The sequence below is a fragment of the Photobacterium sp. genome, assembly GCF_033720175.1.
In the GTDB taxonomy this organism is placed as follows: domain Bacteria; phylum Pseudomonadota; class Gammaproteobacteria; order Enterobacterales; family Vibrionaceae; genus Photobacterium.
Genome location: NZ_JAWWDA010000003.1, coordinates 177,148 through 190,706, shown reverse-complemented (window position 1 = coordinate 190,706; position 13,559 = coordinate 177,148). Strand labels below are relative to the sequence as shown.

Annotated in this window: 8 protein-coding genes and 1 pseudogene; 4 read left to right on the top strand and 5 right to left on the bottom strand. The window is 43.5% G+C overall.

Translation table 11 applies throughout. From position 1 onward, the window contains the following. The first annotated feature begins 148 nt into the window (after window positions 1-148). Entirely contained in the window at window positions 149-1,837 is a 1,689-nt protein-coding gene (locus R3289_RS05235; RefSeq protein ID WP_318924433.1) for an NAD-dependent malic enzyme, read from the top strand. Between the two features lie 163 nt (window positions 1,838-2,000). Here R3289_RS05235 and R3289_RS05230 read toward each other — a convergent pair. Beyond that, window positions 2,001-3,443: pseudogene (locus R3289_RS05230) on the bottom strand (chitinase); the annotation flags it as partial. Window positions 3,444-4,153: 710 nt separating this feature from the next. Between R3289_RS05230 and R3289_RS05225 the strand changes: the two are divergent. Together R3289_RS05225 and R3289_RS05220 are read left to right on the top strand one after the other, a co-directional pair. Continuing rightward, window positions 4,154-4,831, top strand: a complete 678-nt coding sequence (locus tag R3289_RS05225) for a vancomycin high temperature exclusion protein (RefSeq protein ID WP_318924432.1) — start codon at window positions 4,154-4,156, stop codon at window positions 4,829-4,831. Window positions 4,832-5,677: 846 nt separating this feature from the next. Continuing rightward, window positions 5,678-7,048: a DASS family sodium-coupled anion symporter gene (locus R3289_RS05220; protein ID WP_318924431.1), complete on the top strand. Its 1,371-nt coding sequence runs from the start codon at window positions 5,678-5,680 to the stop codon at window positions 7,046-7,048. A 127-nt stretch (window positions 7,049-7,175) separates the two neighbouring features. On the opposite strand, the gene R3289_RS05215 is transcribed toward R3289_RS05220, so the two are convergent. Then, window positions 7,176-8,159, bottom strand: coding sequence for a Gfo/Idh/MocA family oxidoreductase (locus R3289_RS05215; protein ID WP_318924556.1), 984 nt, complete (start codon window positions 8,157-8,159; stop codon window positions 7,176-7,178). A 239-nt stretch (window positions 8,160-8,398) separates the two neighbouring features. Here R3289_RS05215 and R3289_RS05210 point away from each other — a divergent pair, with 239 nt between their 5' ends. Next, window positions 8,399-9,481, top strand: a complete 1,083-nt coding sequence (locus tag R3289_RS05210) for a ketoacyl-ACP synthase III (RefSeq protein ID WP_318924555.1) — start codon at window positions 8,399-8,401, stop codon at window positions 9,479-9,481. Between the two features lie 69 nt (window positions 9,482-9,550). Here the strand turns inward: R3289_RS05210 and R3289_RS05205 are convergent, their stop codons facing one another. From R3289_RS05205 to nagK, 3 genes are all read right to left on the bottom strand, one after another. Continuing rightward, window positions 9,551-10,819, bottom strand: a complete 1,269-nt coding sequence (locus R3289_RS05205) for a GGDEF domain-containing protein (RefSeq protein WP_318924430.1) — start codon at window positions 10,817-10,819, stop codon at window positions 9,551-9,553. Between the two features lie 99 nt (window positions 10,820-10,918). Continuing rightward, a complete protein-coding gene (locus tag R3289_RS05200) occupies window positions 10,919-12,160 on the bottom strand; it encodes a DEAD/DEAH box helicase (RefSeq protein ID WP_318924429.1) in 1,242 nt (413 codons plus the stop codon). Window positions 12,161-12,318: 158 nt separating this feature from the next. After that, a complete protein-coding gene (nagK, locus tag R3289_RS05195; protein ID WP_318924428.1) occupies window positions 12,319-13,230 on the bottom strand; it encodes an N-acetylglucosamine kinase in 912 nt (303 codons plus the stop codon). Window positions 13,231-13,559: the final 329 nt, after the last annotated feature.

The window sequence follows — 13,559 nt, the reverse complement described above, 5'->3', positions numbered from 1 at the left end:
TTAAATGTTGAAAAACATGATCACTTTCTCGAAAATATTCATTTTCCCCTTTGAATTAAGCGCTTTGACGGTCTAGGATTAGCGCCTCAAATGGAAATATCGCCCTTATTTCCATTTTCTCTTCTAAGACGAAAACAGAGTCTATTGCATGAACAAAAATAAAAGACCTTTATATATTCCCTATGCAGGCCCCGCTCTGCTTGAAACACCTCTGCTAAACAAAGGTAGTGCATTCTCTGTTGAAGAACGTATGTTCTTTAACCTGGAAGGTCTTCTTCCTGAAGCGATTGAAACGATAGAAGAACAAACCGATCGTGCCTATCAGCAATACCAAAAATTTGATAATGATATTGATAAGCACATCTACCTTCGTAACATCCAGGATACTAATGAAACTCTGTTCTATCGCCTGGTAGAAAATCATATCACTGAAATGATGCCTATCATCTATACCCCTACAGTGGGTGCGGCCTGTGAAAACTTCTCGAATATTTATCGCCGTGGCCGTGGTTTGTTCATTTCATATCCAAACCGTGACCGTATCGAAGATATGCTGAACAACGCTTCACGCCATAACGTCAAAGTTATTGTGGTGACAGACGGTGAACGCATTCTTGGTCTGGGTGATCAGGGCATCGGCGGCATGGGCATTCCAATTGGTAAGCTCTCTCTGTATACCGCTTGTGGTGGTATAAGCCCGGCTTACACCTTGCCAGTGGTACTGGATGTAGGTACAAATAACCCTCAACGTCTATCTGATCCGATGTACATGGGCTGGCGTCATCCGCGTATTACCGGCAAGGAATACGAGAACTTTGTTGATGAGTTTATTCAGGCGGTAAAACATCGCTGGCCTGATGCCTTGATCCAGTTTGAAGACTTTGCTCAGAAAAATGCGATGCCAGTACTTGAGCGATACAAAGATAAAGTGTGCTGCTTCAACGATGATATTCAGGGTACAGCCGCTGTGACTGTGGGATCTTTGCTTGCAGCCTGTAAAGCGGCAGGCAGTAAGTTGTCTGAACAACGCATTACTTTTCTTGGTGCTGGCTCTGCCGGTTGTGGTATTGCCGAAGCAATTATTGCGCAGATGGTGTCGGAAGGTATTTCTGAACAGCAGGCCCGTAGCCAAGTTTACATGGTTGACCGCTGGGGTCTGCTGATCGACGATATGCCAAATCTGCTCAACTTCCAACAGCGTCTGGTACAGAAACGCCATGCACTAACGGAGTGGGATACTCAAGATAACAACGTCTCACTGCTGGATGTAATGCGTAATGCTAAACCAACCGTCCTGATTGGTGTTTCTGGCGTTCCGGGGCTATTCAGCGAAGACGTCATTCGTGAAATGCATAAACATTGTGAACGTCCAATCGTGTTCCCATTGTCGAACCCAACCAGCCGTGTTGAAGCAACACCTGCCGATATCATCCGCTGGACAGATGGAAAAGCATTGGTTGCAACAGGTTCTCCATTTGATCCCGTGCTCCACAATGGTAAGACATTCCCTATTGCACAGTGCAACAATAGCTATATTTTCCCAGGTATTGGCTTGGGCGTACTTGCCGTTGGTGCTCGTCGTGTAACGGATGAAATGCTGATGGAAAGCAGTCGAGCTTTGGCTGAATGCTCACCGCTAGCCATTAATGGCCATGGTGCCCTTCTTCCTCCACTGGAGGATATTCAGATAGTCTCTCGTAAAATCGCTTTTGCCGTTGCCAAGAAAGCCGTTGAACAGCGTAAAGCGCCCAAAAATACCGATGAGCGAATCATAGAAAAGATCGATGAAAACTTCTGGCAGTCAGACTACCGCCGTTATAAACGTACTGCGTTCTAATTCAGTTGCATAGTCAAAGCCCGCGCTACCCCGCGGGCTTTGGTTACGACTTGGGCTGTCTTTTTTCCTTCATTGGAAATCGAGTAGCCTAAAGTACCATTACACTTCAATAGCAAAGCCGCCTTGTAGGACGGCGCTATTTATTAAGAAAAAGTTTAAATTAAACTATTTTCCAAGGTCCCCACTGACCGCTTAACTCTGGGTCATCGCCCTGTGTCCAGGACTTAGCTTCGTAGGTCACACCATTAACGACAACCTGTTCCCCCTTGTTATAGACTGTGTTTGCCTTCCAGGCATTAGGCTCTGTTGGTTCAGTTGGTAAGTCAATTTTCTCGACGACACGCACTTCTGGCCAATTGGCATGAGAACCATAGAAGTTGGTTACACATTTCTCGTAATCACCAGGAACCAGAGCTGAGTAAGCCGTTTGGAAACCAACCAGTTCACATTCAAACGACGCGCCACCTGGGCGGTCAGAGTAATTTTTCCAGTTGCCATCCCAGTTGGTATATAGCACGTCTGTTGCACCATTCAGATTCAGGCTGCCATATGGCGTTTGCTGCCAGCAGGTGTTTTCCTCATCCAACTCAACCGGAATATTGTAGTGAGCAGCTAAGCCTTCCCAGTAACGAATACGGTTAACAGGTTGGCCTTTATCTTTGTTTTGCTCACCACATTCGATGCCACCGTTGATCACATTAATGGTGGTACCAAAACCGTAGCCTATACCAGCATCCTTTTCACGCTGTGAAGGGGTCCATGTACGGTCAATCACATGCAGCATCGCGGGCTTAGGCGCTTGCGGCGTAAGGAAAAACCAGATTGCAGAGGCAAGGTTCAGCCATGAATCAGCAACCAAGCCAGGGCTATTCAACAGCACAGAGGCATCGCCATCGTACATCACTTCTGAGAAAGCGCCGTAGTTGAAGTGATAAGACAATTGCTTGGCGCCGCGACCAAAGTAACCTTGCCCAGCAGCACATGGCCAGCGTTTATTCTGCCAATCATCTTGTCCACAACCTGTGGTATAACCTTCCTGGCCTTCAGACCAGCCCATTTCACGCACGTGTACCAGAGCTTGCTGCCATTCTTCAAGGCCAAGTGGGTTATCCCAAATGTTTTCTTTAGTAATGTGGCCACCAGTCTCTTGTGAGAAATGGGCAAATGCAGTAATGATCGATTTTTTACAGATTGCATCTGATTGACTTTTACGATCGTCGGTATATTCACCACAGAATGCAGGGAACTTACCAATAGCGCGCAAGAAGCGAGTATAAGTATACTCAGGCGCTTTTTCTTTTGCCATTTGGGTCAAAAAGTCCCATTGTTCTGGTGGGAAAACTTTTTCTACCCGTTTAACGTTCTCTGGATTGCTAGCCGCTTTTGGCTCAATGGCCTCAACGATGATATTTGGACGCGTTTCAAGCGCTTTTGCCCAGACGGCGTACATTGGGTTAGCAGTTTGCGCGTCTTCGGCAGCTTTCAGCTCAACACGCGAAACAATGTAACCGGTAGGATTTTGTGGATCGGGTTGTGGATTCATTGCAAAACTGTTCGCTGCAATGCCACAACCGATAAGTGTCGACAGTAGTCTTAGCTTAAACATATGAGAAACTCCGTGTAGGTGTATGTTCTTTTTATTACTGCATATCTTTCAGAGGCCTAAAACCTGTTAATACTGCGCTTTGAACAGCCTTTTTATCATAAGAAGAGATAACCCAAAGGCATTCGGCAAGCCATGGAATATGACTTTCCATTGCAGTTTTAATGTTTATTGGCGAGTAGAGTAATTACTAATCATTAATTTGTATGACTTTATTCACTAACTGGCCTGTGGTGTCACTATAAAATGAGCGGTTGAGTTTCCCAAGACTAGATTTGTGCTGAATTCTCTTCATGGATTGTAATTTTTAGAGTTTAATTGCTCCTTCTATCAATTATTGTGGCATTTAGTCGACAAACTCTTCAATGGGCTCATAATTTTCGATGGAAACTCTGATATCTGGTATGAATACTTGTTTTCATATATGCGATGCATTTCAAACATGTTAAAACGGATCACATTGGAGTCTTCCTAGAGCGAGAGGGCTGATTTATTGCCGATATGTTTCTTGCAGACAAAAAAGGCTATTATCTTATTAATCATGCGTCGGTCTTCTAGAGTACTAGCCGGGTATCCGGGCGATATTACCCCAGTTGCTCCATGATGTAGCCAGTAATAGACAAATATTATATAATTCAAAAAAATTAGGAATAACAGTACATTATCAATTGATTAAGGTAGTGTTACCTTCTCGGTTATAGATTAGGATGATTATGAAACTGCTCCCTTCACTACGTATTTTTGCAGTTTTCTGTATCGTTTTATTGGCGATGACTTTAGTCATTGATCGGTGGGTTTCAGCTCAAACATCTGATCGTATATTTAGTGATACCTCACTGATCCCCGCTCGCTCTATCGGGCTTGTCTTAGGTACAAGCAAGTATATTGCCAGGTCTCTGAACCCATACTACACCTACCGTATGACTGCAGCTCTGGAGCTATATGAGCAAAGAAAAATTAGCGTTTTTTTGTTAAGCGGCGACAATGCTCATCGTTCATATAACGAGCCTTGGACAATGAAAAGAGACTTGTTGAAAGCCGGTATTCCAGAGCAGGATATTGTGTTGGATTACGCAGGTTTCAGGACACTTGATTCAATTGTCAGGGCCAAAACCATCTTTGATGCAGATCACTTCTTGATCATTTCTCAGAAATTTCACTGTGAGCGGGCGTTATTCATTGCCCAAAGCAATAACATCGATGCCATTTGTCTGGCCGCCCCTGAACCGAAAGGTATTGCCGGATTTAAAATACGTCTGCGAGAAGTGCTGGCAAGAGTTAAAGCGGTCATTGATCTCTACATCTTAGATGTTAAGCCGCGCTTTCTTGGCCCTAAAGAACCAATTGAAACATTGCAGTTAGAACTTGAAGGACCGGAACCAATAAATTAACAAGTATCTCAGATACTTAATACCTCTCGGAATATTTACCGATTAATATCAAATCAAAGTTAAAAAACAGCCAATAAGTAATTATATTGGCTGCTTTTATATCAAAAGGTTTAAATAATATTCATAATTAGAATATTAAAAGTAGAAATAAACAATTACTCATGCATTAGCACACTCTAATTTATCTTCATTATCTGAAAATTTTTTTAGAAATTTTTCTCGTACTTCTTTGATATGTGCCTGTACATCAGCACGTACTCGCTGACGCGTTAGGGCATCCTTAGAACTCATAATAACCTAGCCTTCTGTATAATCCGTTAATTTGATGTTTTTTATATATATTCCATCAATAACATATTACAAAAAGAACTTAGTTCATATCCATCAGTATTATTATGAAAAACAAACTTATGCGATGTTTGTCACGCTCTGTATATTGCTGTTGCCGCCTTTATAACCAGTGTTTTATTGGTAAATATTAAAGCGATATTATGTAACAATTTATTTCTTTACTATTAAAAAAATCAATATAAAAACGTTGTCATTAACCAATATAAATAGTCAGCATGAAATAATAAGAAGGGACAATCTAATAATATCTTTAAGAATAAAAAGCCTGTCTAAGTTGATAATTCTTTATGAAACCCTACGTTGATGAGGCATCAGACGGGTAGGTTTCCACACATTATTGCATAACCGCCTCACAGTTTTTACAACCGACACCTCCCAAGGGAAACAAATTGGCATCACGGCGTTAACATTAAAAGTATAACGTGTAACATTCATGCCGACGATAACGTTGTGGTGCGTTTTATACACTGCATAAAACCATTGAAAGGAAAGTATATGACAGCCTTAACCCTGACACTCAAAAAGTGGCTACTTAATAGAAATAGCATGATATTCCTGGCTGATATTATGTTGTTTGCCGTTCTGCTAAACACCCTGCCTTTTGATGAGAATGTTGTCATCGGCCTGAGTATTTTGGCCTTTGTTGCTGTCTTATGGTTGACTGAAGCGGTACACGTCAGTATCACTGCGGTCATCGTTCCCTTATTGGCGGTCGGTTTTGGAATATTCCAAACTCCGCAAGCACTAAGTAACTTTGCCAATCCCATTATCTTTTTGTTCTTAGGCGGCTTTGCTTTAGCTGCGGCGCTACATAAGCAGGAGCTTGACAAAGCGATTGCTGACAAAGTACTGCTTATCGCCAAAGGAAGGATGTCGGTTGCCGTATTCATGCTTTTTGGCGTAACTGCAGGCCTTTCGATGTGGATCAGCAACACTGCAACCACTGCGATGATGCTACCTCTTGTGTTAGGTATTCTAAATAAAGTCAATGCCAAGAGTGAGCGTAGCACCTATGTGTTCGTACTTTTAGGTATTGCTTATTGCGCAAGTATTGGGGGGATAGCAACCGTTGTTGGTAGCCCACCAAATGCGATAGCGGCTGCAGAAGTTGGCTTAAGTTTTACTGAATGGATGGCATTTGGTGTTCCCGTTGCACTTATTCTGCTTCCTATCACTGTTGCCTTATTGTATGCCATCGTAAAGCCAAATTTAAAACATACTTTCGAACTTGATCACAAACCAGTTCAGTGGGATAACGGCAAGCTAATAACCCTGGCTATATTTTCCTTAACTGTTTTTCTGTGGATTTTCAGCAAGCCCGTTAATGCATTTCTGGGAGGATTTAGTAAATTTGATACCTTAGTCGCTCTTCTTGCTCTTGTTCTTCTCGGTGTGTCCCGTGTTGTCTCATGGAAAGATATTGAAAAATCGACTGACTGGGGTGTATTGCTGTTATTCGGTGGTGGTATCTGTCTGAGTAATATTCTAAAAGCAACTGGCACCAGTGTATTTCTGGCTCACAGTCTGAGCGGGTTCCTTGAACAGGCAGGCTTGTTCTTCACTATCTTAGTGGTTGTCGGTTTTGTGGTGTTCTTGACTGAGTTCGCAAGCAACACCGCAAGTGCAGCTCTGCTTGTGCCAGTATTTGCCACAGTAGCAGAAGCTCTCGGGGTATCACCAGTGATCCTGTCAGCTCTGATAGCCATCGCCGCTTCTTGTGCATTCATGCTACCGGTGGCAACGCCACCTAACGCTATCGTCTTTAGTTCCGGCCACATTAAACAGAGCGAGATGATGAGAGTCGGTATTTACCTCAACATTGCCTGTATTACTGCACTGACACTGTTTGCCTGGATGTTCTGGTAAGCACTAGGGAAATCGAGTAATAATGTCCTGCGTTTTTTACTTAGGTGGCCATCTCGGCCACCTTTTTATCTTATGTCAATAATCTTTATTGTACCTGCTACCTGAACATCACGATGAAAATACCCACTTAAATAATTTCATCTGCAGGATAACGAACACCTATAATTTCACGGGCTCGGGTAATGATCGCACTGACAATTTGTGTTCTTACCAATCCGAGATGCATAGTTTGCTTCAGTGTAATTAATCGCGCAAACTCCTCCGCTTCATAAACCATGGTATTATCACCCTGATTTTGTGACAACGTCACTGGCGGCTCACCTGTTCGATACAGTTCAACGGCTCTGCAATCAGAAATACCTTGTACCAGCAATGTACCCTGCTCACCTTGCAGCTCGCTTGGAACATATCCATTACTGACTTTAGAATGAGTAATAACAGCATCAAAGTCATTGTAATGAAGTACTAAAGTGCCGTGGGCATCAACACCTGAGTGAAGCATGACTCCCTGAGCAGTAAAACTATTTGGCTCACCAAATAAGGCGATGGCAGCACTTAACGGGTAGATACCAATATCCATTAATGACCCGTTTGAAAATTCGGGATTAAATGTATTGGGATTTTCGCCATTCAGGAACCGGAGATAGCGGGATGAATACTGGCAGTAGGTGAAATGCACTTTCCTCAGCTTACCCAGCTTAGGCAGCGCTTCGCGGATCACATTAAAATTCGGGTTATAGCTTGTTTTTAATGCTTCAAATAACACAACCCCTTTTTCTTGTGCCAATGAAATCAGGTTTTCAACTTCACGAATATTCGAGGCTAGCGGCTTTTCTCCGATAACATGCTTACCGTGTTCAATAAATAACTTCGCTTGCGAGGCATGAAGAGAGTTAGGGCTTGCGATGTATACTGCGTCAACAGTGTCACTGGCTGCCATCTCTTCCAGACTATCAAAGCTATTTTGTACATTGTGCTTGGCAGCAAACTCTTCTGCTCGATCTAACTGGCGGGAGAACACTGCCGTTAGCTGCAGCTTTTGAGAGGCGTGAGCCCCTTCTATGAATTTGTCGGTAATCCAGTTGGTACCAATTACACCAAAACGTATCATCATAATCCTTTGCGCTTTTATTTTATTTATCGCCATTATCCACGAAAAAACACTCAATAATCGAGAATTAAATACGTTGGAATTATTGCGAGCCTGAACATTGCACTAAAGCCTGCATGGAGTAGTATACCCAGCAGAGCTCAGCCGCTCGACTGGTCTCACCTCTCAAATGACACACTAGTGATTCTGACAGGCTTATGAAGGATCACTGGTCCATGATTAATAGTGAAGAGAATATAATGTATTACGCTGAAATCACTGGCTGGGGGAAATGTCTACCTCCGGCCGTTTTAACAAATGACGAACTAAGTACTTTTGTCGACACCTCTGATGAATGGATTCAAACCCGTACCGGTATTGAATCTCGCCATATCAGCCATGTCAACACCTCGAAACTTGCCGAAATTGCCGGGGCCCGGGCTTTAGCCGCTGCTGGAATTGAGGCTGACGAGCTTGATCTTATTATTGTCGCAACCTGTTCACCAGATACATTGATCCCTAATATTGCCTCAAAGGTTCAACTTGACCTTGGTGCAAGCAGAGCCGCAGCCTTCGATATGAATGCAGCTTGTACTGGCTTTCTCTATGGTCTTGAGACTGCCACCCGTATGATTCAGGCGGGTAACTACCAACATGCTTTGGTCATCGGTGCTGAACGTTTATCGTGGTATTTAGACTGGAGCAAACGCGACACCGCCGTGTTGTTTGGTGATGGTGCGGGCGCCGTAGTATTAAGTAAAAGTGAAAAACCGGTTGGCGTACTACAAGCACAATTAGGTTGTGATCCTAAAGGGCGAGATGTCTTAGCCATTCCTGAATTTGGTACGGCAATGGACCGTTTTAATCCTGACGCCGGGCATTTTGATTTCCACTTTGTCGGCCGGGATATTTTCCGCCGTGCGGTGAGGGGCATGGGAACCGCAGCCAATACCGTACTTGACCGCGCCCAGCTTAACAGCAGTGATATTGACGTCGTTATTCCACATCAGGCAAATAAGCGTATTATCGAAGCCCTATGCGAACACGCTAAGATCCCGCTTGATAAGGCATTTATTAACATCCATAAATATGGCAATACCTCTGCAGCAACGGTGCCTATTGCACTTTGTGAAGCCGTCGAAGAAGGCCGTATCAAACCAAATAGCAAGATATTATCCGCAGCATTTGGGGCCGGGCTTACCTGGGGGGCCACAGTGATTCAATGGGGAGAACGGACTACACCAGTCCATCAATCCGACATTGAATTACCGGCATGTGAACAATCGGCCAGAGATTTACTGAAAAACGCCATTGAGCACTGCATCACTCTAAAAGAAGTATAATCCGCGTCTGCCATTCGATTAGAAAAGCCAGTAAAACTGGCTTCTCTTCTACTCGCTTTTTAAAACAGATCAGGCAACCTCAACCCGGTTTCTTCCCCGCTGTTTGGCCCGATAAAGTGCCGCATCAGCTCTGGCTATTAAAGATTCAATATTTTCGTCGCCCAGTTCGGCAACACCAGCGCTACAGGTGATTACTCTTCCTTCTGCCCATTGATACGATTCAACAATCGAACGGATTAATTGGCTAAGTTCTACCGCACCAGCCAGCGTTGTGGTCGGACAAAAAATAATAAATTCTTCACCTCCCCACCGCACAAATACGTCAGATTTACGAATTCGCTTAGAGATCAATTCAGCAAATAATTTAAGCGTTTCGTCGCCTTTCTGATGTCCGAAAGAATCATTAATGACTTTAAAGTGGTCGATATCCAGATAAATCATTGAAAATGGTTGATCGTTCCTTGTCGAATATTCAATGATCTGCACTAGCCACTCATTGATACCGTTTCGATTTCTAACACCCGTTAACATATCATTGTAAGCAAGATCTTCAAAAATTTGACTTTTCTCGTATAGATTTCGATTGGCATGATGCAACATTGAAGCTCTTTCTTCAGTCGCCACCAAATGACGACGTAATTGCCATTGTTCGATACATAAGAATACAATCGCAACACTGACCCACAAAACAACGAGAAACCTCATCAGGTGTGATTCTGAAATCCATTCACCATAAAAAACCAGCTTGTTGAGCTTGATCGTGTATGTGGCTTCTCTTACGTTACTGCCCGTTGCAATTTCAATGAATGTGATGTTATTAAATTGGGCACCAGACTTTTCTATTGGCACCTCATATTCAGCAATCCACCATGATAAAACCTGAAATGCCTTCAGCGGAATAACCGACAAGCCAGATTGTTGACCTGGTGCATACTCAATCGCATTGAACTTTAACGAAACCGGATCACTTATCTTTGAGTAAGAAGGATCATAATTTCTAAGATAAACCCGAATCCGTTCATTTTCTATCGGGCTATCGTAATCAACATTAATACCGATTGAATGATACTTCTGAAGATCTATCCCTTCATTAGTTTCTGATAAAACAATCGCTATTTCGCAAAATGGCCATTGAGCCGTATTCTTAATCTGACAAGTGAGCGTTGATGACTGATCATTAAAATACAGTTCAGACTGCGTCGTTCCTCCTTGGCTAGTATCGTCCACAATCTTAAAAGAGACATTTTGTGGCGAAATCACCAACTCTTTTTCAGCCCCGCCCAGCCAGTGCCACAGAGAAGCCGCAACAGTAAAAAGAATAAGAATGAATGTTGCCAAACGAAAGTACCGTGTAAGCACCACTTCTTCTCTCTCCCTAAGAATCACTAAAAAAATCCATTTCTGCTGTAAATCCGGACTAAACCGGATTCAGATAAATTAGCGCAGCCGACGACCACGGTTCTTATGGATTTTACTTTTTGCTTTGGCCCTGCGCTTCTCTAATATTGAGCTGCGGCGATTATCCATTGGAGCCTGCGTAGGATCAGGTTCATAACCTTCTAACCACTCCTGAGGTAGTCGGTTATCGAGCAGTTCTTCAATCGCTCTCAGCGCCCACTCTTCATCATGGCTCATCAGTGAAATAGCACGCCCGGTCAAACCGGCACGGCCCGTTCGACCGATACGATGAACATAGTCCTCTGCTTTAAAAGGCATATCATAATTAACCACAAAGCCAAGCTGTTCAATATCAAGGCCTCTGGCTGCAACATCTGTCGCAACTAACGCCCTGATCTTTCCGTCTTTGAATTCTGATAACGCACGCTGTCTGGCACCCTGGCTCTTATCGCCGTTAATTGAAACCGCTTTAATGCCATCTAAAGAGAGCTCTTTTGCCAGCGCATCTGAACCTTGCTTTGTTTTGGTAAAAATCAGCACCTGATGCCAGTTTCTGGCTCCGATCAAGTGTGACAGTAATTCACGTTTGCGGTGCTTATCGACCGGGTACACTATTTGCTCAACACTCTCGGCAGCACTGTTAGCCGGCGTTACCTCAATCAATTTGGGCTCGTTCAGGATCGCGTATGCAAGCGTCTTAACGTGTTTTGAGAACGTTGCAGAGAAAAACAATGTCTGACGCTGCGCTGGCATCCGCTTCATAATACGTTTTATGTCTACAAGAAAGCCCATGTCCAACATGCGATCGGCTTCATCAAGGACTAAACACTCAACACGGGACAGATCAACCGTACCGACAAAAGCGTGATCCAATAGGCGGCCCGGAGTGGCAATCAGAATATCAACTCCCGCCTTCAGGGACTTAACCTGAACCCCCATACTGGTACCACCGTAAGCAACGGCCACTTTTACCGGGACATTCTTGCTATAAGAAACCACGCTATCATAGACTTGCTGTGCTAATTCACGGGTTGGTGTTAGAACCAAGGCCCGAATAGCATTGGCTTTTTTTTCTGGATTATCCGTTGCCAGCAAGCGATCCAATATGGGTAACGCAAATGCAGCCGTTTTGCCGGTTCCTGTTTGTGCGCCGGCCATAATGTCATGCCCTTCCAACACTTGTGGTATGGCTTGCTGCTGAACGGGCGTTGGCGTATTAAAACCTAGCTCAGTGACGGCATCGACTAACTGGCTATTTAGCCCTAATGCTTGAAATGACATTATGTTTTCCTACAAATAAAACGGTAAAGAGAGCGGATTTTAGCAGATCTGTTTTGACCTATCACATTTAATGCTAATAATATGATGATAAATTTCAGACGCAAAAAAAGCACCGTTGCGGTGCTTTTTATCAGTGAAGTAATGATGATACCAATTGGTTACTTCTCAATATTGAGGAAGGCAGCTCCGCGAACACCGCCCGCATCACCGTGTTTTGCTTTAACAATCTTAGGTACACGCGCAACAGAGAGCAGATGTTTGGGTATACGCTTAGGGAGTTCTTCGTAAAGAAGCTCAAAGTTGGATAAACCGCCACCTAAAACAACAGCATGCGGGTCTAAACAGGTAAACAGGTTGGCAAAACAAATTGCCAGTAATTCCAGAAAGCGTTCAACATGCTCGACAGCTTTTTCTTCACCTTCAGCATGAAGCCTGATGATCTCAATCGCTTTCAGCTTTTCGCCATAATAGTGAGCATACAACTGCTCAAAACCACGACCAGATAAGTAGTTATCGATACAACCTTTATTATCACAACCACAGCTAAATAACGGGGCCTTTTCACCTAAGTGAAACCAGGCATCAATCGGCATACGCGTATGGCCCAGTTCGCCAGCGACATGGTTCATGCCCGAGAACACTTTGCCATCAAACACTAAGCCGCCACCAAATCCCGTGCCCAGAATCAAACCTAATACTGATTTTTCATCTTGCATCGATTCGTCCCATGCTTCAGAAAGCGCGAAACAATTTGCATCATTATCAATAGACACGCTACGACCGAGTTTCGCTTCTAGATCTTTACGTAAAAAGCGCCCTTTGGCAGCAGGAATGTTCGAGGTTAATACCGAACCATCACGAGCATCTTCCATACCCGGAATACCGATACCGACAAACCCTTCGCAACTAAATTCCAGATCAGCTTTTTGAATGATACCAACAATAGTATCAACCAATTGATCGTAGTCATCACCCGGTGTTGCTACACGCTCTGTTGCTACACGCTCAAGTTTTTCATTAAATGCACCAAATTCAATCTTGGTTCCGCCTACATCAAAGCCGTAGTACATCTTTCACTCCCTAAAAATAAAACCTTTGATTCAAAAATTCATCGTCGCTGTTCACTGCAACTATTTCGTTCAAAAACAAAAAAAAAGTGTTATTGAACGAAATAGCAGAAAGTTTTTAGCTTACAAAACTGAAAAAATTATCCACACTTCTACGCCTACAGACTGTGATCAATAGCTAATTTAGTGTGCGATTTTACCGCAGTCGCTCGCGTTTGCTGAAAGAAACAGCGAAATATTACATCCAGAGCTGTGTGGTACTCATTATCAGGGGGTATTTTTAGCAAAGAAATCCATTTCTTTATACCCAGTAACTTTAACGCTTTATTGGT

What these genes read in the sequence shown, in the direction of transcription:
- R3289_RS05210 (WP_318924555.1), top strand. Translation starts at nt 8,399, where the DNA reads ATGTATTACGCTGAAATCACTGGCTGGGGGAAATGTCTACCTCCGGCC.
- nagK (WP_318924428.1), bottom strand. Translation starts at nt 13,230, where the DNA reads ATGTACTACGGCTTTGATGTAGGCGGAACCAAGATTGAATTTGGTGCA.
- R3289_RS05220 (WP_318924431.1), top strand. Translation starts at nt 5,678, where the DNA reads ATGACAGCCTTAACCCTGACACTCAAAAAGTGGCTACTTAATAGAAAT.
- R3289_RS05200 (WP_318924429.1), bottom strand. Translation starts at nt 12,160, where the DNA reads ATGTCATTTCAAGCATTAGGGCTAAATAGCCAGTTAGTCGATGCCGTC.
- R3289_RS05235 (WP_318924433.1), top strand. Translation starts at nt 149, where the DNA reads ATGAACAAAAATAAAAGACCTTTATATATTCCCTATGCAGGCCCCGCT.
- R3289_RS05225 (WP_318924432.1), top strand. Translation starts at nt 4,154, where the DNA reads ATGAAACTGCTCCCTTCACTACGTATTTTTGCAGTTTTCTGTATCGTT.
- R3289_RS05215 (WP_318924556.1), bottom strand. Translation starts at nt 8,159, where the DNA reads ATGATACGTTTTGGTGTAATTGGTACCAACTGGATTACCGACAAATTC.